General features: G+C 55.0%; 15 protein-coding genes. 8 read left to right on the top strand and 7 right to left on the bottom strand.

Going from position 1 to position 21,741, the window contains the following annotated elements:
* Positions 1-1,232: 1,232 nt before the first annotated feature.
* The 3 genes from DMG62_06345 to DMG62_06335 all read right to left on the bottom strand — a co-directional run bounded on the left by DMG62_06345 (position 1,233) and on the right by DMG62_06335 (position 3,887).
* Positions 1,233-1,568, bottom strand: coding sequence for a hypothetical protein (locus DMG62_06345; GenBank protein ID PYY23824.1), 336 nt, complete (start codon positions 1,566-1,568; stop codon positions 1,233-1,235).
* Positions 1,525-2,364 (bottom strand): hypothetical protein, encoded by an 840-nt coding sequence (locus tag DMG62_06340; protein PYY23823.1) that lies wholly within the window; start codon positions 2,362-2,364, stop codon positions 1,525-1,527. The genes DMG62_06345 and DMG62_06340 overlap by 44 nt, the downstream gene beginning before the upstream one ends.
* A gap of 110 nt (positions 2,365-2,474) precedes the next feature.
* A complete protein-coding gene (locus DMG62_06335; protein ID PYY23822.1) occupies positions 2,475-3,887 on the bottom strand; it encodes a gfo/Idh/MocA family oxidoreductase in 1,413 nt (470 codons plus the stop codon).
* 130 nt (positions 3,888-4,017) lie between these two features.
* Here DMG62_06335 and DMG62_06330 point away from each other — a divergent pair, with 130 nt between their 5' ends.
* The 5 genes from DMG62_06330 to DMG62_06310 all read left to right on the top strand — a co-directional run bounded on the left by DMG62_06330 (position 4,018) and on the right by DMG62_06310 (position 10,665).
* Positions 4,018-4,860 carry a sugar phosphate isomerase/epimerase gene (locus tag DMG62_06330; GenBank protein ID PYY23821.1) on the top strand — a complete coding sequence of 281 codons (843 nt, stop codon included), beginning with the start codon at positions 4,018-4,020 and terminating at the stop codon, positions 4,858-4,860.
* An 86-nt stretch (positions 4,861-4,946) separates the two neighbouring features.
* A complete protein-coding gene (locus tag DMG62_06325; protein ID PYY23820.1) occupies positions 4,947-6,710 on the top strand; it encodes a proline--tRNA ligase in 1,764 nt (587 codons plus the stop codon).
* Positions 6,711-6,734: 24 nt separating this feature from the next.
* Complete coding sequence (locus DMG62_06320; GenBank protein PYY23819.1) at positions 6,735-7,106, top strand: hypothetical protein; 372 nt, start codon at positions 6,735-6,737, stop codon at positions 7,104-7,106.
* A gap of 92 nt (positions 7,107-7,198) precedes the next feature.
* Entirely contained in the window at positions 7,199-9,814 is a 2,616-nt protein-coding gene (locus DMG62_06315; protein PYY23818.1) for a penicillin-binding protein, read from the top strand.
* A gap of 32 nt (positions 9,815-9,846) precedes the next feature.
* Positions 9,847-10,665 carry a hypothetical protein gene (locus tag DMG62_06310; GenBank protein ID PYY23817.1) on the top strand — a complete coding sequence of 273 codons (819 nt, stop codon included), beginning with the start codon at positions 9,847-9,849 and terminating at the stop codon, positions 10,663-10,665.
* 308 nt (positions 10,666-10,973) lie between these two features.
* Here the strand turns inward: DMG62_06310 and DMG62_06305 are convergent, their stop codons facing one another.
* From DMG62_06305 to DMG62_06290, 4 genes are all read right to left on the bottom strand, one after another.
* Complete coding sequence (locus tag DMG62_06305) at positions 10,974-13,949, bottom strand: preprotein translocase subunit SecA (protein ID PYY23816.1); 2,976 nt, start codon at positions 13,947-13,949, stop codon at positions 10,974-10,976.
* Positions 13,950-14,298: 349 nt separating this feature from the next.
* Positions 14,299-15,882, bottom strand: coding sequence for a GMP synthase (glutamine-hydrolyzing) (locus tag DMG62_06300; GenBank protein ID PYY23815.1), 1,584 nt, complete (start codon positions 15,880-15,882; stop codon positions 14,299-14,301).
* Positions 15,883-16,014: 132 nt separating this feature from the next.
* Positions 16,015-17,460, bottom strand: a complete 1,446-nt coding sequence (locus tag DMG62_06295; protein ID PYY23814.1) for a hypothetical protein — start codon at positions 17,458-17,460, stop codon at positions 16,015-16,017.
* Entirely contained in the window at positions 17,457-18,170 is a 714-nt protein-coding gene (locus DMG62_06290) for a macrolide ABC transporter ATP-binding protein (GenBank protein PYY23813.1), read from the bottom strand. The genes DMG62_06295 and DMG62_06290 overlap by 4 nt, the downstream gene beginning before the upstream one ends.
* 907 nt (positions 18,171-19,077) lie before the next feature.
* Here DMG62_06290 and DMG62_06285 point away from each other — a divergent pair.
* Genes DMG62_06285 through DMG62_06275 form a run of 3 tightly spaced genes read left to right on the top strand, consistent with a single transcriptional unit; the run spans position 19,078 to position 21,739 of the window.
* Positions 19,078-19,692, top strand: coding sequence for a hypothetical protein (locus DMG62_06285; GenBank protein ID PYY23812.1), 615 nt, complete (start codon positions 19,078-19,080; stop codon positions 19,690-19,692).
* A gap of 38 nt (positions 19,693-19,730) precedes the next feature.
* Positions 19,731-20,918 (top strand): hypothetical protein, encoded by a 1,188-nt coding sequence (locus DMG62_06280; protein PYY23811.1) that lies wholly within the window; start codon positions 19,731-19,733, stop codon positions 20,916-20,918.
* Positions 20,918-21,739, top strand: a complete 822-nt coding sequence (locus DMG62_06275; GenBank protein PYY23810.1) for a hypothetical protein — start codon at positions 20,918-20,920, stop codon at positions 21,737-21,739. Before DMG62_06280 ends, DMG62_06275 begins: the two co-directional genes overlap by 1 nt.
* The last annotated feature ends 2 nt before the right edge of the window (positions 21,740-21,741 follow it).

The following is a 21,741-nucleotide window of genomic DNA, read 5'->3' as shown; positions in this document are numbered from 1 at the left end:
ATCCAATGTCAGCAAAGTCGATACACGAATGCTGCTCTATCCTGGTGCGGCGACCAGGATTTACGCTCATTTCATGGCTTGGTTTGGAGAATCGAGCCACATGGACGTTGGCTACACGTCAAGCGATCCGGCGCAAATCAAGCGGCAGGTAAGCGATGCGTTGAGTCGCGGCATCTCTGGATTTATCGAAGATTGGTATGGCCAAAACAACGCCATGCCCAACGCGACCGCGTTTTCGCTAAAGGCTGAAGCGGAGAGTCGAAACGGGGAGTTCGTCTTCGCGATCATGGAGGATGGCGGCGCATTGAACCATTGCAGCGCGACTGCCGGATGCGACCTAAGTGGTCAGATGATCACGGATCTTACGTACGCTTACAACAATTTCGAGACATCTTCGGCATACATGAGGATCAATGGCCGTCCTGCCGTGTTCTTCTTTGATCCAGACCGATTTGGGACGCTGGACTGGGGCAGGATTGTGGCAAGCGTGCCCGGAAACCCGCTGCTTATATTCCAGAATCCTGGGGGGTTTAGTCACCCGCAGAGCAACGGCAGCATTTCCTGGGTCATCATCGATTCGGATGCGAATGACTGGGCGCAATCCTATCTCGATAATTTCTACGCTGCCGGGGTTACAGCCTTGCCCAGCCACGTTTTCGGGGCAACGTACAAAGGTTTCAACGACACTTTGGCCGACTGGTCGTCCAATCGAACCATCAATCAAAACTGTGGACAAACCTGGCTCTCGACATTTTCCGAAATCGGGAAATATTACTCCAAAGCTACTCAGCTTGAATCCTTGCAGTTAGTGACATGGAACGACTACGAGGAAGCGACTGAGATTGAAAGCGGAATCGACAACTGCATCACAGTTTCGGCGTCAGTTTCCGGAAGCCAGCTTCATTGGACCGTAACAGGGAACGAGAACACGATTGATCATTACGTTCCTTTTATCTCGGTTGACGGCGAGAATCTGATGCCGTTGTCGGAAGTACCCGTAGGAACCCGCACACTTGATTTATCTTCCTATCACTTCGCCGCGGGTTCCTACGCCGTGTATGTGAAGGCTGTCGGTAAGCCGAGCTTCAGGAATCAAATGTCTGATCGGGTGTCCTATGCAGGAGGAGCCTGAGATTCCAGCGGAGCATCGGACGGCCTCGCGCCGGCGCTCCGTTGTCAACACCAGAAAAGACAGTCTGAACTCACAAAAGGTTCAGGATCCCTGAGGTACTTCAACCTTCGCTACCAGCGTGCCGATCATAGTGCTCTTCTTTGTATATCGCAGGCTTCAGGTCTGCCGTGACGGTGGTTGCCTGAGTTTCGCCCACTGACTTTCCCTTCATGTCAAATGCTCGTGTCACGAATTCCAGTTCTGCATGTTCTAATTCACCCTGAGGCTCGAACGTGATTGCCCATGGCAAGACGTTAAACTCGACCACAACTTTTTTGTGTTCTTTGGTAGGTGTAGTGCCAGTCTGCGCAGATTCGTGAGTCTCATTAAAGGATTCGTCCAGTCGATTTTTCTCAGGCCGTCGCCATCCGAAAGAACGCTCGGCTTGCGGCGCCATCATTCTCAAACGTCCCTTTACCTTCGACTGAAATACCGCCGGAATAACCGATCTTCTTGAGATAACGGAAGAAATCGATGTAGTGATCATCCTCGTTCAGATCGTGTGGCCAGACGCGTCCATGAGGGTTTGCGAAATGCAAATGGACAATTTCTCGTTGACCTGTCTCGAGGACCTTCGGATCCTCGTTCTCCTCGCGAAGATGATAGTAGTCGATGATCATGCGCACGTTGGCGTGCTTCGCGGCGCGCACCATCTCCAGTGCCTCGCCGCCAGTGTTCAGAATGTTACTTTCCTGGCGGCGAAGCGGCTCGATCGCGACGACGAGATCGTGATGGCGAGCAACATCACCAGCCATCCGAAGGAATTGGACGATCTGTTCGTGAGCTCGATGCCGGGAGAATCCCTCCGGAACATTGCGCGATCCGGCGCTGCCCCAAACCGCAACCGAGGCTCCAAGGCGTCGGCAACGTGCAAGGCAGGGCTCCAAATAATCTCTCAAGACGGAAATTGAGACTTCGTTGCCGACGACTCTCAGGTCAGGTCGACGAATAAGACTGTTAAACGCCCGGCAACGGATTGGAGAAGCGAGTACCTCCTCAGAGTAATCCCGAAATTCGTCATCGCTCATGACCGCGATCTCAGCGGCTGCCGGTTCGATGTAATCAAAACCGTACTTCGCTGCGCTGGCGCAATCGCGAGTGCAAACGCCGATCTTGATATCTTCGCTGGACTTGAAAGCCATGAAGAATGGCGACACGGCCAATGAAGCGAGGAGTGCTCGTCTTGTGATCATGGCGCAGGGTGCGGTCTGCACCTCCCTATTCGATGGGCAAGCCTCGGAGCGACGGGAGGTATCCCGGCGCTCCGGATTCTTACATGCTCCTGCCACTGGACACAATCAATTCAGACTTGCTCTGGCACAACGTATGGCGCGCGATATGTGCCGCGCAGCATGCGGTTTGCTTCCTCATCTCCAACGACTTCTTCCTTTTCGGGATCGAATTGCAGCGTGCGCCCCAGCCGATATGAGGCGTTCGCAAGATGCACCAGCGTCGTGGAGATGTGAGCTTCCTCAATCGGCGAATGAATATCTTCCGCACGCCGACTGCGAATGCAATCAATGAAGTTTGCGAAATGGTCGCCTGCCGCTTTACCGGAGGGTCCCGCCACAGCCTCCTCCGTGAGCCAGGTCTTGTATGCATCGTACCCGTCAATGCCGACATAGCCGTTCGAGCCGTAAAAGAGATTACCGATGGTATTGGTCTTCGCATCCTTCGGGCCAAGCGATTGCTCGTTACTGGCCTTCTTTCCATTGCCGGCAGTCAAACCGGCGGCTGGTACGGCAGACCTTCCGTAGGCGCCTGAGCCGATCTCAGCCTCGTGATTGGTGATCCAGTGACGGACTTCGACCTCCATCATCTTGCGCTTCTTGTTGGTGTCCTCGAAGTAGAAGGTCGCGTTCAGCACATTGGGTGTTTCCTGATCGTCGTCGAACATGAAGTGCCCGCCCATTGCGGAAATCTGGACAGGGAAGCGAACACCGAGTCCCCAGCGCGCGATGTCGATCTCATGAATGGCTTGGTTGCCGATTTCGCCATTGCCGGTGTCCCAGATCCAATGCCAGTTGTAATGAAAGCGGTTGCGCGTGAATGGCTTCAGTGGCGCGGGACCAGTCCATAGGTCGTAATTGACGCCTGCGGGCACAGGTTCAGGCGTGGCCCGTCCGATAGATTGCCGCCACTTGTAGCAAAGTGCGCGGGCGAGGTAGACGTCGCTTATTGTCCCGTTTTGGACTCTTTGTATGGCGTCGATCATGCCGGGATTCGACCGGGACTGACTTCCGTGCTGGCAGATGCGGTTGTACTTCTTCACCGCGCTCACCAACCGGCGACCTTCAAAAGAGTTGTGAGAACACGGTTTCTCTACATATACGTCTTTACCAGCCTGGCAGGCCCAAATACCCATGAGCGAATGCCAGTGGTTGGGAGTTGCGATCGAAATTGCATCGATATCTTTGTCCTCGAGGAGCTTGCGGATATCGACATAGGTTTTGGGTTTGGCGAGACCGAGCTTCTGCATGTCGCCGACGCGTTGATTCAAAACGCTCTCATCGATGTCGCAGAACGCAGCAATTTCCGCACCGGGAACTTTCGCAAAGCCGTGAAGATGATCATTGCCGCGGCCGCGTACGCCGCAAATCGCGAGGCGAACACGATCATTGGCACCGAGTACTCGTCCGCCCAGAGCGAGTGTTGCTGCTCCAACGGTGATTGCTTTCCCCGTAGTCTTAAGAAAATCTCGGCGATCGATCGACATATGACAACCCCTTGGATTGGAATCAAGCCCGCAAGCCGCATAGTATAACTTCCGCGAGCGAATCGGCATTTCATTCTGTAAACCTCGATTCAATCGATAACTTGTGAGTGGCGTGATTGTAGGAGGATCGATGAGTCTCACCCGTCGTCGTGTAATAAAAGCCGCCGGCCTAAGCGCTGCATGCAGTGCGATGCGTCCTTTCATTTCATTCGCCGCAGGGCCGCAAGCGAGCGATGACAAACAATTCCATGGATTGCGTGTGGGAGTTTGCTCGTATTCACTGAAGTCTTTTCCCTTGGCCGGGACATTGCAAACGATTCATCGCCTCGGCGTGCGCTACTTGTCACTGAAAGATGTTCATCTGCCATTGACTTCAACGTCCGATCAGCGGAAACAAGTCAGAATGCAGGCTGAGGATTTGGGACTCTCGATCACGAGCTGTGGGGTGATCTATCTTAAAGATACCGAGGCGGAGATGCGTCAGGCATTCGACTACGTTCACGATCTCGGCGCCTCACTCGCTGTCGTGGGGGTTTTCCCTCAGCAATTGCGGACGCTAGACAAAGTAATTCGCAGCTATGACCTGAAAGCTGCCATTCACAACCATGGCCCTAAAGATAAGCGCTTCCCATCACCGCTTGAGATATATGACGCGATCAAAGGACTTGATCCGAAAATAGGCATCTGCATGGATCTCGGCCACACTTTTCGCATGCACGAAGACCTCGTTTCGGACGTGAAGAAGACGTGGGATCGACTGTATAGCATGCACGTTAAGGACTTGGAGTCGGATCAAGTAGATGCGAAAGGCGTTTCTGTCGGACTGGGCGTAATGCCAATTGTTCCTGTGCTGCGCGAACTGGTGCGGTCAGGTTACAAGGGAGAGGCTCAATTAGAGTATGAGATTGAACCGAAGGATCCATTTATGGGCATGGCCGAATCGCTCGGTTTCATGCGGGGCGCCCTGAGTTAACTCCTGCAAGTCGCGGCTGCGGCCAACGCACGCGGCCGCAATTCCTCGCTACAATAAATCCTTTGCCTCATAGCTCACGGAGCCACATGCATCGTTGGTCTCAATTGTTTATTCCCACTCTGCGCGAAGCGCCTGCCGACGCGGAGGTCGCGAGCCACAAATTTCTGGTTCGCGCGGGTTATGTTCGTCAGCTCGCTGCCGGCATCTACTCATACCTTTTTCTAGGGCAGCGTTCCATTAATAAGATCATCTCCATCGTTCGTGATGAGATGGACAAGATCGGCCAGGAGTTCCTGCTTCCGGCGCTGCATCCGCGGGAGCTGTGGGAGTCTAGTGGCCGCTGGTCGGTGATGGGCGAGAACATGTTCCGGCTCAAGGACCGCGGCGGACGCGATCTTTGTCTCGGCATGACGCACGAGGAGGTGATGACGGAGATCGCGCGGAAGGAGCTGCGCAGCTACAAGCAGCTTCCCCAGATCTGGTATCAGATACAGACCAAGTTTCGGGACGAGCCTCGTCCTAAATCGGGACTGCTCCGCGTGCGGCAGTTCATTATGAAGGACGCATATTCTTTCGATATCGACGCCGACGGACTGGATGTTTCCTATCGCAAACATTACGACACCTACGCTGCGATCTTCACTCGCTGCGGATTGAAATTCGTGGTCGTCGAAGCCCATTCGGGAGCCATGGGGGGATCGCAATCGCACGAGTTCATGATCTATACCGATGCGGGCGAAGACATGGTTGCGAGCTGTCCGAAGTGCGGCTACGCCGCCAATCTGGAGAAGGCGACATCGCGGCTGGAGCCAGTCGAGGATCTCAAGGCCTCCGGCAATGGCTCTCCCGAATTGGTCCAAACGCCGGGGATGAAGACCATCGAAGAAGTATCCAAGTACCTCGGCGTGTCACCGAAGCAGAAGATCAAGACGCTGGCAATGGTCGGTACTTGGATCACCGAGGAAGGCAAGCGTCTCGAGTGGCCCATCGCGGTTTTCGTCCGCGGCGATCACATGCTCAACGAAGCCAAGCTGCTCGCGGTAACTGGCGCGAGAGAAATCCGGCCGATGCATGGGGAAGAGATTCAATCCATCTTCAAAGCTCCTGGCGGCTTTCTCGGACCCGTCGGCCTCGATATGGATGGCTTCAACGCCGGCGGTGTGGAAGGCATGAAGATGGTCTACGTCGATAAAGCATTGGAAGGCCGCACTAACCTGATTGCGGGCGCGAACAAAGAGGACTACCACTTGCGTAACGTAACTCCCGGCCGCGATTTCGCGGTAAAACAGTACGCAGACGTGCGTAACGTGCAGCCTGGCGAAGGCTGTCCAAACTGCGGCACCCCGATGGTTGTAGCGAAGGCCGTTGAGATTGGGCACATCTTCAAGCTTGGCTACAAGTACTCCGAGTCCATGGGAGCGCGAGTGCTGGATCAGTCGGGGAAAGAAGTTGCTCCCATTATGGGCAGTTACGGCATTGGCATTGAGCGCATCCTTACGTCGGCGATCGAGCAAAGTAACGACAACGATGGTTTCTGGCTGCCTTACAATATCGCTCCGTTCGACGTAGTGGTAACGCCTACGAATGTGAGCGATTCAGCGATTCGCAGCGCAGGCGACGAGCTGTCAGCAAAGCTCACAGCTGCTGGATTCGATGTCCTGCTCGACGATCGTGAGGACCGGGCGGGGGTGAAGTTCAAGGATGCCGATTTAGTGGGAATCCCTTATCGGATCAATGTTGGCAAGAAGGTTACCGAAGGGAAAGTGGAGCTCGTACAACGCTCGACACGTCAATCCGTCGATGCTAGCATGGCCGAAATTACTGAAAAATTGCGGCAAATTGCGCAATAAATCAGCTCTGGCTCTCTGATTAACATGACGAGGCTCAAATCGCTTTTTGGCATTTTTGTAGTAGCTGCGGTCGTCTATCTTTTGTGGAAGATGATGCCGCCATATATCCAGGCGTATCAATTCCAGGAGGAGCTTCAGAGCATCTCTCGCAACAACGAATACTCTCCATTGGATGAGAATGCCATTCGTGGCGAGGTGAGAAAACAGATCGCAGAGATCGGCGTCCCGGTAAATCCTGAATTGGTTTGGGTTGCAAAGGGCGGAGGGGACTGCATCATCGGGGTAAACTATACGGTGCACGTTGATGCTATGTTTCGTCCCTTTGACATGGACTTCCATGCGGCCGCGAAGAACGGAACCAAGATCGATCCGATTCCTAACCGAGTCCTTCAATAGGCGGCTAACTGCTTGAATCTTGAGGCAATGCAGAATCAGGAGCCATCACCGGCCAGCTTTCGTCTAATCTATGTAGGTAGAAGTTTTTTACTTTGGCCATCAAGCTAAAAATCCCCCGCGGCAAAGGCATTCATGCTCGCCTCTCGCACCCCGTCGTCAAGGCTTCTGTAGCCGGCTTCATCATCGTATGTACGGTTCTGTTTGGCGTGTTTGCGTACTACTACGTCAAGTACCAGAAGATTGTTGATAAACGCCTGAGCGGACCTATCTTCGCCAATTCGGCAAAGATTTACGCTGCGCCCGAAACGGTGAAAGTCGGCGAGACTACAAAAATCAGCAGCATCGCCGCCGACCTCCGTCGTGCTGGATATACCGAGGAGAGCGACCGCAACGGATCGCGAGTGGGCACGTACAAAGATGGCGTCTCATCCATCGAAGTTAGTCCCGGACCCGAGTCGTATCACACACCCGAGTCTGCGACGATCCATGTCTCTGATGGCAAGGTCGATCGCATCACTCAGAAGAACGGCGGCGCACTCGATGCGTATGAACTCGAGCCTCAACTCGTCACCGGACTGTTCGACCGCGAGAACCGATCCAAGCGTCGATTGATCACATACGAGGACATGCCTTCCCTCCTCGTGAATGCAATCCTCTCCATCGAGGATCGCCGCTTCTTCCAGCACAGTGGCGTGAATTACTTCCGCTTCCTCGAAGCCGCACTGATTGATCTGCGCTCGCGACACAAGCAGGGCGGATCGACGCTGACCATGCAGCTCGCTCGCGGATTCTTCCTTACTCCGCAGCAGACCATCAAGCGCAAGCTGACCGAGATGCTGATCGCTACCGAGCTCGAGCAGCGTCTCTCGAAGAAGCAGATTCTCGAACTCTATGTAAACCAGGTGGACATGGGCCAGCGCGGCTCGTTCACGATCAAAGGATTCGGTGAGGCTTCGCAGGCCTATTTTGGGAAAGATATTGGAGATCTCACGCTTCCCGAGGCGGCACTGCTGGCCGGAATTGTAAATGGCCCCACATACTTCTCACCATATCGCCATCCCGATCGCGCTCTGGAACGACGCAACATCGTACTGCAGGCGATGGTCGACAACGAGGTGATCTCGCAAGCGCAGGCTGACGGCTCCAAGGCCGCGTCTCTGAAGCTTGCTCCGCCTAACGTGGAAGCCAGCGATGCGCCGTACTTTGTCGACATGGTGCGCGAGTCTTTGCTCTCGCAGTACAAAGACACCGAACTCAACGGGAATGGATACCGCATCTACACGACGCTCGATCTCGACTTACAGCATGCGGCTGCTGAAGCAATCGATATCGGCATGAAGCAGGTTGACGAACTTGTCCGCAAGCAAAGGACTAAGAAGGTTCGGGAGGGTAAAGGCAAGAACGCCAAGATCGTGACGACGATTAAACCGGGACCTGAAGCGCAGGTGGCGCTGGTGTGCATCGATCCCCATAGCGGAGCAGTCCTCGCGCTTTCCGGAGGACGCAACTACGGTATGAGTCAGTTGAATCACGTCGTAGCGAGCCGTCCGACCGGCTCGATCTTCAAGCCATTCGTTTTCGCGACTGCAGTCAACACGGCTCTGAGCGGAGCACAATCGGTCTTCACGCCAGCTACGATCGTTGACGATTCACCTACTGTCTTCCAATACGAAGACAAGGTCTACACACCCAAGAATTTTGAGGACAAATACTATGGACCGGTGAGCGCCAGCTTCGCTCTCGCGCACTCGCTCAACAACGCGACTATAAAAGTCGCCGAGATGATTGGCTACGACAAGGTTGTTGCCCTGGCCCGCTCCGCCGGAATCAAATCAGTTCGCGCCACTCCTGCCATGGCAATCGGTTCGTACGACGCCACGCCCATGGACATGGCCGGGGCCTATACGATCTTTGCCAATAATGGCACGCGCATTTCACCGATCTTTGTCAGCTCCGTGCGCGATGCAAAGGGCGATATTCTCCAAGACTTCACGACGGACAGCCGGCAGGTGATCGATCCGCGCGTAGCATACGTCACCACCACGATGATGGAAGGCGTGATGAACTATGGCACGGCTGCTGGAGTCCGCAGCCGTGAAGGCTTCGCTGCTCCCGCCGCAGGCAAGACTGGCACCTCTCACGACGCCTGGTTCGCAGGTTACACCACGAACCTTCTGTGCATAGTCTGGGTAGGCTACGACGACTACAGCGACCTGAAGCTGGAAGGGGCCAAAACAGCAGCTCCGATTTGGGCGCAATTCATGAAGCGCGCCGTGGCTCTACCGCAATATAAGGATGGAGTTCAATCGTTTACTCCGCCTGCCGGCGTGGTCGACGTAAAGCTCGATAAGGTAACAAACTACCTCGCTACCCCCGTGTGTCCGAACGATTATGAGGCAGCATTCATCGCCGGCACCGAACCCAATCAGACCTGCGAAATGACCGCGGGCGACCAACGCAATTTTTTCCAAAAGATATTTGGCGTCGGACCCCATCCGACACCCCCGGTTGCGGTTTCTAATCCAGCTCAGGCGACATCCCAGCCACTCTCGTCCCCACCGGTAGTGCAGTCGTCCCAGGCGGCCCAAAGTACCGAGGACGACAAGAAGAAGAAGGGCTTTTTTGGCAAGCTTTTTGGGGCAATTAAGGGGGATAATAAGGACCAAAATTCGCCGCAGAGTTCGCCGCCCCCGCCTGCACCAAGGTAGAACCCGCGACGGAAGTGACCTGGGAGGCCACCATGTCTCGTGCAAGGTTCGCTTTCACGTTCGCTCTAGCCGCTGTTTGCTGTGCTTTCGGGCAAGCCAATAATCCAGCTACAGACAGTTCGTCGGTCACGATGACGACTCCGGTGCAACTGCGCCGCATTGAACCGCCCTCTCCGACCGCGACTGTCGAGCAGCTCGAGCAACGTGGAGACATCCTGCGCGCAGAGAAGTACTACGCCGACGCTATCGACTACTACGAAGCCGCGATCCGTAAAAGTTCGTCTGCAGCGCAGCTTTATAATAAAGAAGGAATCGCTCAACTTCAGATGCTGCACTTCAACGAAGCCAAGCGCATGTTTGAGCACGCGATCAAGGGCAACGCGAAATATCCAGAAGCCACCAACAACCTCGGCGTGGTTCATTACAACACTCGCAATTACGGGAAGGCCATCAAGCTCTACCGTAAAGCGATCGTGCTGAACCCCGAGTCTGCGAGTTTCCATAGCAATCTCGGCACCGCGTATTTCGCGACCCACAAATATGACAAAGCGAGCGAAGAATATGCGACGGCCCTTTCCCTCGATCCAGAGATCTTCGAGCGCCACTCACAAATAGGCGTCTCGATGCAGATGTCTTCTCCAGAGGATCGAGCGCGCTACTCGTACGTAGTCGCGAAGATGTTCGCGGGACGTGGCGATGCCGAGCACTGCCTGTTATATCTCAAGAAGGCGATGGAGGAAGGATTTAAAGTCGCAGAGAACTTCCAAAAAGACCACGAGTTTGTGAGCTTCCGCAAGGATCCAAGATTCGTCGCTTTGCTGAATCATGGGCCCATGCCGCTGCCGGAATAGGATCTTGGGTATCTCATACTCTAAATTTGAACTAGTGGCACAGCTGGCCTAGACTGTGGCTCCGCCCAGGTCCACACATGTGGAAATGCCTACGGTGCGAGATGTCTTACCTATTCAACACAACTGAAGAATTGCTCCGCAGAGCGGAGTGGGAGCCGTGGGAGCACATCGATAGGCCATAGCGTGTCGATTTTTTGCTGAACTTGGGTAGCCACGGCCGAGGGCGGCTGTGCCACTAGACGTCCCCACAGGCCTCAGGCGTGCCTTTCAACTCACTTTCAGAACAGTCCTTGAAAGCGGAGGTAAGCTCACGCCCCGCAACACTTCTTGTACTTCTTCCCCGACCCGCACGGGCACAGATCATTCCGCCCGACCTTCTCGCCCACACGACGCTGCTGGACTAACTGCTCGCCTCCACCAGCCATCCGTGCCTGCTGAAGTTCACGTTCTTTCTTGCGCTTAAACTCGCGCTCCATGTCGTCCATCGAGGTAGCTGCGCGATGGCGATTCCCATTTGTGCTCGGAGGCGGAGCCACCGGACGTCGCGGATCAAATGGAACTCCATCCATTGTGAGCCCGTCGTCGTGGCTCGGCGGCGGACCTGACTCAATCACTTGTAGCAGGTACAGATAACGAACGGTCTCTTCCTGGAAGCGCTGCATCATCCCTTCGAACATTTCGAATGACTCGCGCTTGTACTCAACCAGCGGATCATGTTGTCCATACCCGCGCAGACCGATTCCTTCTTTGAGGTGGTCCATGCTGAGCAGATGGTCTTTCCACTGGCCATCAAGCACGCTAAGCATGATCATGCGCTCGTGATAGCGCATGGCCTCGGAGCCGATCAGCTTCTCCTTGGCTTCGTAGCGCTGTTTGAGCTTGTCGAAGATTGCATCGCCTAATTCGGAACGGTTCAGCTTGTCGGGATCGACTCCTTCAGCTGCAAGATCCACACCGAAGCGAGTGAAGATCTGCTGCTTCAGGGCCGTTGTGTCCCACTGCTCCGCGTGCCGCTCGCGTGCACAATACTGGTCGAGCAGATCGCCAATGATGCTGCCAACGTAATCCTCAAGAATGAGGTCCTTCTGGTCGATCCCCTCGAGCAGCTGATGACGCAGGCCGTACACCGCCTCGCGCTGCTTATTCATAACATCGTCATATTCAAGCAGATGTTTTCGCGACTCGAAGTTCTGCGCTTCGACAGCTTTTTGCGCTGCCTCGATACGTCGCGAGATCAGCTTCGACTCGATCGGGATTCCCTCTTCCATTCCTAGCCGCTGAAGCAGATTCGAGACCCACTCTTTGGCAAAGATACGCATCAAGTCGTCTTCGAGTGAGAGGTAGAACCGCGAGGACCCGGGATCACCCTGGCGGCCCGCGCGTCCGCGAAGCTGGTTATCGATACGTCGCGATTCGTGTCGTTCAGTACCCAGAATGTGCAGACCGCCGACCGAAACAACCTTGTCGTGCTCCGCCTGAATGTCATGCTCATGCCGCGATAGTGCCTCGTGCCATTGCTGGGCCTCGACCTCATACTCCGCGCCCTGATAGTAAAAGCGCGTTAGATTTGCCGACGACGCCACTGGCGCGAGCTCTCCAGCGGCTGCTCCCACTGAGCGTGCCAAACCTTTTTTCAGCAGCTCCTGCTTTGCGATAAATTCCGCGTTGCCGCCCAGCAGAATGTCGGTACCACGTCCGGCCATGTTGGTTGCAATGGTTACGGCTCCCAGACGTCCAGCCTGAGCGACGATCTCGGCTTCACGTTCGTGATATTTGGCGTTCAACACCACGTGCTTCACGCCCTTTTTCTTCAGCAACTCCGAGAGCCTTTCCGACTTCTCGATTGACGTGGTGCCCACCAGCACTGGACGTTGGTCGACGTTTACCTTCTGAATGTCGTCCGCGACCGCAAAGTATTTTTCCTTTTCCGTTCTGTAAACGACGTCCGGATTCTCGAGTCGCAGCAGCGGTTTATTTGTGGGAATAACGACAATCTCGAGCTTGTAAATCTTCTCAAACTCGGCCGCTTCGGTTTCCGCTGTACCCGTCATGCCGGCCAGCTTGGTGTACATCCGGAAGTAGTTCTGGAAGGAGATGGTCGCGAGCGTCTGGTTCTCACGCTCAATCTTGACGTTTTCCTTGGCTTCGACCGCCTGATGCAATCCGTCCGACCAGCGGCGGCCGGGCATCATGCGCCCCGTGAACTCGTCGACGATAATTACTTCACCGTCCTTGATCACGTACTCGGTGTCGCGCCGATAGAGCACGTGCGCCTTGATGGCAGTTTCGACGTGATGCTTCCAGCCCCAGTTCTCGGGATCCGCGATATTACCGATTCCGAGCATCTGCTCTACTTTTTCCCAGCCTTGTTCCGTAACGGTAATCGCCCGGTGCTTTTCGTCGACCGTGTAATCGCCGGTAAAGATCGTCTCTTCGAGACTCTTCTGGATCTCCTCGCCTTTTTCCAAAGCGGGAATAATGCGATTCACTTTGTAATACTTGTCGGTTGACTCCTCGCTCTGACCGGCGATGATCAGCGGCGTACGCGCTTCGTCGATGAGGATGGAATCCACTTCATCGACGATGGCAAAATGATGTCCGCGCTGAACGCAGTCCTTAAGATCGAACTTCATGTTGTCGCGCAGGTAGTCGAAGCCGAACTCGTTATTGGTGCCGTAGGTGATGTCTGCCGCATAAGCCTGGCGGCGCTCGTTGTCGTCGAGATCGTGGACGATAACGCCAACCGAAAGCCCGAGGGAGGTGTAGAGCTTGCCCATCCATTCCGAGTCGCGCTTGGCGAGGTAGTCGTTGACGGTAACGACGTGAACGCCCTTTCCGCCTAGCGCATTCAAATACACTGGCAAAGTAGCGACGAGCGTTTTGCCCTCACCGGTCTTCATTTCTGAAATTTTGCCCTGATGCAGCACTGCGCCGCCGATTAACTGAACGTCGAAGTGGCGCATGTTCAGCACGCGCCGACCCGCTTCGCGGACCACGGCGAATGCTTCGGGGAGAACCTCGTTCAGAGCCTCTTCTAGCACTGGATCGTGCTTTGCCTTCGTGCTGGACTCGACCGGCTGCTCATCCAGATCGTTGGGAGCGGCACGCTGAACGGACTCACGGATACGCTGGCGGAATTCCTCGGTCTTGGCTCGAAGCTCATCGTCGGAGAGCTTTTGCATCGCAGGCTCAAGGGCATTGATCTGCCCAACGATGGGCCACAAGCGCTTCATCTCGCGCTCGTTCTTAGTCCCGATAACCTTGGAGATGATGATTCCGATCAAAACCTTTGTTCCTTTATCCCGATGGCTGAGGCGGGGACACAAATCCACTGCCCTCGGAGACGGTGCCCTGGGCGGAGAGGTCCATGGGAAAGCCTAACACATTGGATGCTCACGGTTTGAGGAGGTCGCAATGGAGCGAATGGAGACCTCAAGGCGTAGCTGAGTTAGTCGCGGACGCTGCTAAAGCATGAGGCTGCGGATGCGGTGATGAGCTGATTTCCGCCGAAGCCATGCACGCCTAACACACTGTCATTTCCTAGTCTAGCGAAGCATTTTTATTCTTACGAGTGCGCATCCGTGTGGTACAGACTCCTCGCTGCGCTTCGGAATGACAAACACCACGAAGGAATCACTCCCACTCAATCGTGCCCGGCGGCTTTGAAGTGATGTCATACACTACTCGGTTGATCCCAAGGACTTCGTTAACGATCCTGCTCGAAATGGTGCGCAGTACCTCATACGGAAGGGGGACCCAATCTGCGGTCATGCCGTCCTCGGAATGCACAGCGCGAATCGCGCAGGTGTACGCGTAAGTGCGGTAATCGCCCATGACTCCAACGGACATCACGGGCAGCAGAACCGCGAATGCTTGCCATATCTGGTTGTAGAGCCCGGCGGCTTTGATTTCAGAGACAACGATGTCGTCAGCATCTTGAAGTAATTTCACGCGCTCGGGAGTGACTTCGCCAAGAATGCGGACTGCGAGTCCCGGACCGGGAAAGGGCTGACGCTGCAGGATCTCCGCGGGCATGCCCAGATCGCGACCGATGCGGCGTACCTCGTCCTTGAAGAGATCCTTTAGCGGCTCAATTAACTTCAGATTCATCTTCTCTGGCAGTCCGCCGACATTGTGGTGAGTCTTGATTGTCTGTGAAGGTCCGCGGACTGAGCGTGACTCAATCACATCTGGGTACAACGTCCCTTGAACGAGAAACTCAGCTTTCTTAACACCGCTGCCGTTCGAGGCCTTTTGCTGCTGATATTTCCGTATGAGCTTTTCGGCTTCGTCATCGAAGACCGCGATGAACTCGTTTCCGATAATCTTGCGCTTCTTTTCCGGATCGGTGATGCTTGCAAGCTTCGACAAAAACCTATTACTCGCATCCACTGCTACCAGGTTGAGTCCAAGCCGGTCGCGAAGATTGGTTTGTACTTTCTGGAATTCGTCTTTGCGCAATACGCCATTGTTGACAAAGACGCAGGTCAGCCGGTCTCCCATGGCACGCTGCACCAGAACGGCCGCCACGGAGGAATCCACGCCGCCAGAAAGCGCGCAGATCGCGTGTCCATCGCCGACCGTCTCTTTAATCGACGCGACGGTCTCGTCGATGAATCGTTGCGCCGTCCAGTTGGGCTCGGCATGGCAGATGCCGAAGACGAAGTTACGCAGCAGATCGGTGCCAAGCTTCGTGTGATGAACCTCAGGATGAAACTGCACTGCCCATGTCTTGCGCTCCGGATTCTCGATTGCTGCAAGCGCGCTGGAGCTCTTTGCTACTATTCGAAACCCTGAGGGCAGCTCGCGCGCCTCGTCTCCGTGAGACATCCACACCGAGAGCGATGCCGGCAAGTCGCGAAAGAGCGAAGACTCTCGTTCGACTACCTCGACCTGCGCATGACCGTACTCGCGCTTCGGCCCCGGAACTACTTTTCCTCCGAGCTTGTGCGTAATGAAATGCAGTCCGTAGCAGATGCCCAAAACGGGAAGCCCGAGCGAGAGCACACGCTCGTCCGCTGGAGGCGCATCGTCGTCATAGACGGAGCAAGGACCGCCAGACAGAATGATTCCGGCAGGGCGATAGCTTTGGATTTCGTCGAGCGGGGCAGTGCAGGGAAGTACGACAGAGAAGACGCGCTGTTCGCGAATTCTACGTGCAATCAGCTGCGTGTATTGCGAGCCAAAGTCGAGGATGACGATCGACTGGGGTTCCATGATCTACTTTCTCAGAGTTTACGCGCATATTCAACAAGCTGTCGGCACTCGGCGTTCGGCCAAAACGCATTTGGGTTTGATACGATAACGGCTGCTGCACGAAAGCCGATAGCTGACAGTCGCCAGCCTGTTTCAGTCGTAACGCAGGGCTTGCACCGGATCGAGGCGAGCCGCACGAGCCGCGGGATACAGTCCGGCAACCAGACTCACCATCAGCGAAAACCCGATCGCCCCCAAGACCAGCCACAGAGGCACCAGCCACACGTCGTCTGGAGTGAATTGCTGCTGGCGCTGCATGTAAACGCGCGTGCCGAAGTTGATGACGCGGCCTATGATCCATCCAAGCACGACACCGAGCGTGCCCCCAAAGATGCCCATGGCTCCGGCTTCGGCGAAGAAGAGCTTTTGCACGTCGCCATCGCTGGCTCCTATCGCCTTCATGATCCCGATCTCGCGGCGACGCTCGAGGATTGACATCACCAGCGTGTTTATGATCCCGAGCGATGCAACCGCAAGCGCGAGGCTCCCGAAAATGCCGAGGAAGAGATCGAGGATGGCGAAGAACTTCCTCAAGCTGCGCGTAGCATCGAGAAGGGAAAAGGTATTGTAGCCGAGCTGCTTGATCTTGTCTTCGACTGGTTCCACCTGGGCAGACCGGCTGACTCGCACGATCAGCGCCTGGTAGCTGTTCGACAGTGGATCGCGATCGCCTGCAAGGCGCACTTGCGTCATCTGCATCGGCTCGAGCTGTTGCGCAAAGGCGATAGGGACATATGCTCCAGCGCTGCCTGCACCGCGGATTCCGGCGTCGGCCTTCGACTCGACCAGACCAACAATCTTTACTTTTCGCTCTACCGGCGTCACGGCGTAGACGCTTAGTTCGCTAGCCGCACCGAACTCGGAAGCGGCCGAGTTCGTCGCATCATCTTTAAGAAGGTGCCGAGAGGCGTAGCGAAGAACAATGTCTTTGCCGACGACCTCTTCAGGTTTGTCACTCAGACTTTTAGCCTCATCTGCCTGCAGTATTACTTCAGCAGCATCAGGCGCCGAGAAGTATCTGCCCTTTATGTTATCGAACGTCTCGAGTTGTCGCGCAGACATAGGCAACCCACTGACCAATTGGTACTCGCGACTTCCAGAGCGTTCTCCGGATTCAGTCGTATTTCCCGATTCGGACTTCGTGGAGCTCGGTTCTTGCGCCGGAGGATCCTCGATGTTGCTCGGAGAGTCAAGTCTCACTTCCGCGGGGAAGCGGATGTCTGGGTACACCTCTGAGACTTCAGTAAAGCGTGCCATCTTCTGACGCGCGGGCTCGTCCAGCGGAGGTGGCGGTCCCTTTCTTCGTTCCATCCGACCGTTCGGCCCTTGCATGCGCCTCCCGGAAGTCACGTAGATGCTGTCGAACAATCCCGATTTCGCCAGACGTGATGCGGCAAGATGTTGTAGACCGATGCCCAGCGACAGCATGGCGACCAGCGACGCGACCCCGACGGAGATTCCCACCGTGGTAAGGGAATTGCGCAGCACAGACTCACGCAAATTTCGCGCGGCAAGTTCGACTAGATCACCCGTCTTCATGCTGGCACCTCGGAGGGATCGCTAACCAGTTTTCCGTCGCGCAGGAATATGAACCGCGATGCGTATTGTTCCGCTAGAGGACGCTCATGGGTGACCATCAACACGGTTGTGCCCTCCCCGTTAATCGTATGGATCAACTCCATGATTTCGCTTCCCGTGCGGCTGTCGAGGTTTCCCGTAGGTTCATCGGCGAGCAACAACTGCGGCGAGTTGACTAATGCTCGTGCTAGGGAAGCTCGCTGTTGCTCGCCTCCAGAAAGTTCTGATGGACGATGATTGAGACGATGGCCTAAGCCCACGCGTTCGAGTGCCGTTCGAGCGCGATTCAGGCGCTGGTCGCGCGGTACTTCGGCGAAGCGCATCGGCAGTTCGACATTCTCGAGCACAGTCATCGCCGCGACGAGATTGAACGCCTGAAAAACCATGCCCACAGTGCTCCGTCGATAACGGGCAAGTTGTTCGCGAGACATGCGCGCGAGGTCGCGTCCGTCAACCGAAACTGAACCAGCACTCGGAGTATCCAGGCCGGCGATGAGGTTCAGCAGGGAAGACTTGCCAGATCCGGATGTTCCGAGCAAGGCGACGAACTCTCCGGACTGGATCAAAAAGCTCACGTAGTTTACGGCCCGAATCTCGGATTGTCCCATGCGATAGCTGCGGCAAAGCTTCTGCGCCTCAATGTCGGCGCCTTTCATAGTGTCGGTCGGCATTAAGATTTATGACTCGGTAGTGAATATTTTTATTACGCCTGCATGAGGGCAAAAGTTGCAAGCTGAACGTGCTATAGCCTCTCAGCTATTGCTTATTGCTAATCGCTGTCGTTTAGCAACGCGATTCTGCCGGTTGACTTTGAAATTAGCAGCAAATATCCTTTAGATCACACGGGAAAGGAGGGCGATCCAACATATATGAAAAGTTCTGATGGTAGTAGTAATAAACGTGAGGTGGCTGAGGCTTAGGGCGTTCAGCTCTAAAGACCTGGCGAACTCCGCTACACATTGGAGGTTTGCAGAGGCCATTCGCATAGAGTGACCGCCTCAAGCCAATCCCAACAGCTTACCGGCGACCCGCTGCGGTGATAACCGCGCGGGTCGTGTCGTTTTGAAACCCCATTCCAGCTTGTCCCCGCCTTCCAAAAATCGATTTTCTGAAGGATTCAGCGCAACTTCGACAGTTATTGAAGTAACCGGTATTTCGCCGGTCACGAGGGCCTCCGGTCAGCAACAATGCAGGAATACCCATAGGCCTTCCTTTGAACAAGCCTTTCTAAATCAGACACTTACCACCTGGGGTCCTTCGAAATCGCGGCTTTTTGCTGCTCTCCCACGAAAGTGGACATTACTTGTGCGTACTCGCGCGTTACGTTGACCCCTTCATAGGCCCATCATAATCTCGGCACATCGCACCCGAAGTACATAGTCCTTTCGGTATCTTCGCGGGTACCAAAATGGGAATAATTTCGGGTGGGATAGTCCGACAGGGCGACTGGAAAGAAGATTTCCTACGCTGACTTCCCACTGTGGATTTCGGGCCAAGCAATTTAAAAATTTGTTCTTTCCCCTAAATCCACACGACAAGGTCGAGTGGCACAGGGACCTCAAGAGGAGAAGAGAAATTATGAAACGCATGACACTCGCAATCTTCGCAGCCCTGTTGCTGGCATCGACATCCTTCGCTGCGACACAGGCGACAGGCACAAACACCGTTGCTCCGACACTTCAGGTATCGGCAACGATTCAATCAGCTGTGCAGCTCACGCTGAGCACAGGCGCAGCAGCCGGATCCTGCGCGATCAGCGCTGGAACTACCACTGATTTTCAAATGAACTTCGGAACTGTTGACGGGATGGCAATCAACAACGGCGGCTGCGGCAGCAAGTACACGCCGGCAGCAACAGGTGGTAACGCCATTTACTACACCGAATATCGTTTCACCCCGAGCTTCACGTCACAGGCCACCAGCAACAACACTGTTACGGCTTACGTCTCTTCGAACTTCTCGTTGGCTAACGTCTCGCTCGTTCGCGACACCGCCAACTCGGCGGCTGTTCCTGCAGCTAACGGCTTCAGCGCGATGAGCACGAACTCTGGTTCGCCAGATACTATCGCGACGAATGCAACCAGCGGCACCGCAGTATCGCGTTATGTCGGTGTGAGCATTGCTAACACGAACGGTGCAGGCCTAACCGGCGCGACCTCCGCAACCGTTACATTCACGTTAACCGTTAACTAAGGTATGGGTTTCCAGTGAGCCCCAAAACCGGAAACAACATGCCACTGACGAGTCAGATCAACCAATCCACGCTGCGCTCTCGGAAGCAATCCAAGGCTCAGCGTGGATTGCTACGTTTGGGCATGATGAAGACCCTCCCAAAAATCGCGTTCACGCTGGCTCTGACTGGCTGGTTACATCTTGGCACTCCGATTCCATGCGCTGCACAAAGCGCCACGCTGCAGACGAATGCATCAGGAGTCACGATCGCAGGAGCAACTCCTTACCGTGCCGGTTTCGGAAATGTGAACGGCCTGGGAATCGGGACGCCGTCCATTGGAAATCCATCAGGCGGGTTAACGGTAATTGCTACAACCGGCGGAGTGCTGTACTACACGCCGTACACGATCGTCCTGAGCGGAGCAAACAACGGTCATCACGGTGAAGTAAGAGCTTATGTATCGACGAACTTCACCACGTCATCCAGCGTCATTCAACTTCGGAGCTGTTCTGTCTCCGGAGCTTGCACGGTCGAGACCAGTTACTCAACTTTGCCGACTAGCGCAGCTGGCGAAATAGTTGCTCTGGGGTCTACGCCGAATAACGCAAACTACACGGCATATCTGGGATTGTTCGTAGCAAACACCAATGGATTCGCGATCACATCAAGCGATTCGGCAACGGTGACCTTCCATGTGTACGATGCGAGCCACAATAATCTTCAACAGACCTTACAGTTGACGCTGGCCAACCCGGCGGAAACAGTCCAGACCGCGCTCAAGATGACTTTGGCGAGTTCGACGGGCCTGACCTTTACGCCCACGGGATCCACACCTGATTTCACAGCACGGTTCGGAAATGTAAATGGCCTTGGCATTAACCCCGCAGCAGGCCTAACGATCGTGAACGGCCAAGTAGCCAACGGGGCTCTCTACACAAGTCCTTATCTGATCCAACCGACATTCAGCGGCTTTACTGCAACGAGCGGGACCACAATCAGTACCTACGTGAGCACCGACTTCGTTCATTCCGCAATTCTCAAACTCTACGATTCCGGCAGCAGCGGATCGGGCTACAGTGCAATTTCCAACAATTCCGGATCTCCAACTCAAATCACCAACTCGGTCGCGAGTGGCTCATCAATCACGAGATATCTCGGACTCTTCGTTGCCAACACAAACGCGCCTGGGATCGTTACCGGTTCCGCTGAAACTGCAACGCTTACATACACAATGACGGTGCAATAATGAAACTCACTTCCCCCAAGCTGCGCTTTCTAATCTTTCTAATCCTTTTCGTTCCGGGCGCCGCGTTCACGCAGGCGATTGCCTTGGCTCCCGCGCAGATCGTCGAGGACTTCAAGCCCGGAGTTCCCTTCGAATACTCATTGGCTGTTGCGAACAACGGTAGCCAGCCAGTTGAACTGCACGTGCAAATCACAGATCTCTGGTTTAACGACAAAAACGAAAAAGTCTTCGCTGCTCCAGGAACTTCGCCGCGATCAGCCGCGAACTGGATCCAGTTTGTTCCGGAAAGGTTCGAAGTTCCTGCCGGCGGGTCGCAAAAGATGAGAGCAATTGTCACGCCGCCGGTGGGCGCGCGTGGCGGATACTATGCCGTACTGTTCGTCGAATCGAAGCCCATCCCCAGCGACAAAACCACCGAGGATGGCCGAAAAATATTCACAAACATGCGCCTCGGTTGTCTGGTGCTGCTGACGGCCAAGAACTCTGAGGCATACGCCGTAAGGCTCGAGGAATTGAAACTTATGCCTCCCACGGCGACCGAAGCGCTGAAGGTCAGCTTCTCAGTCGATAACGAGAGCAACACTCACGTATTTCCGCAGGCCCGCCTGGCCATTCTGAATCTGCAGTATAAGTTGGTTGGAAAGTCGGAGAGCCTGATCAAGCGATTCCTTCCCGGACAGAAGGACACAATGCAAGTGGACTGGAATGGAGACTTGAATGCCGGAGAGTACACCGCGGTTCTCTCGGTCGTGTATGGCGGCACTCATGTGGAGACACGCCAGATTGCGTTCACAATTCCGGCGAAGACCGCAAGTAAGTAGGA

The organism is Acidobacteriota bacterium, from assembly GCA_003225175.1.
Lineage (GTDB): Bacteria > Acidobacteriota > Terriglobia > Terriglobales > Acidobacteriaceae > Gp1-AA112.
This window is presented reverse-complemented; position numbering and strand designations above follow the sequence as displayed.

Excerpts from the sequence above, each read along its gene's own strand:
- DMG62_06345 (PYY23824.1), bottom strand. The coding sequence starts at position 1,568 with ATGGCGCCGCAAGCCGAGCGTTCTTTCGGATGGCGACGGCCTGAGAAA.
- DMG62_06340 (PYY23823.1), bottom strand. The coding sequence starts at position 2,364 with ATGATCACAAGACGAGCACTCCTCGCTTCATTGGCCGTGTCGCCATTC.
- DMG62_06335 (PYY23822.1), bottom strand. The coding sequence starts at position 3,887 with ATGTCGATCGATCGCCGAGATTTTCTTAAGACTACGGGGAAAGCAATC.
- DMG62_06330 (PYY23821.1), top strand. The coding sequence starts at position 4,018 with ATGAGTCTCACCCGTCGTCGTGTAATAAAAGCCGCCGGCCTAAGCGCT.
- DMG62_06325 (PYY23820.1), top strand. The coding sequence starts at position 4,947 with ATGCATCGTTGGTCTCAATTGTTTATTCCCACTCTGCGCGAAGCGCCT.
- DMG62_06320 (PYY23819.1), top strand. The coding sequence starts at position 6,735 with ATGACGAGGCTCAAATCGCTTTTTGGCATTTTTGTAGTAGCTGCGGTC.
- DMG62_06310 (PYY23817.1), top strand. The coding sequence starts at position 9,847 with ATGTCTCGTGCAAGGTTCGCTTTCACGTTCGCTCTAGCCGCTGTTTGC.
- DMG62_06300 (PYY23815.1), bottom strand. The coding sequence starts at position 15,882 with ATGGAACCCCAGTCGATCGTCATCCTCGACTTTGGCTCGCAATACACG.
- DMG62_06295 (PYY23814.1), bottom strand. The coding sequence starts at position 17,460 with ATGAAGACGGGTGATCTAGTCGAACTTGCCGCGCGAAATTTGCGTGAG.
- DMG62_06290 (PYY23813.1), bottom strand. The coding sequence starts at position 18,170 with ATGCCGACCGACACTATGAAAGGCGCCGACATTGAGGCGCAGAAGCTT.
- DMG62_06285 (PYY23812.1), top strand. The coding sequence starts at position 19,078 with ATGAAACGCATGACACTCGCAATCTTCGCAGCCCTGTTGCTGGCATCG.
- DMG62_06280 (PYY23811.1), top strand. The coding sequence starts at position 19,731 with ATGCCACTGACGAGTCAGATCAACCAATCCACGCTGCGCTCTCGGAAG.
- DMG62_06275 (PYY23810.1), top strand. The coding sequence starts at position 20,918 with ATGAAACTCACTTCCCCCAAGCTGCGCTTTCTAATCTTTCTAATCCTT.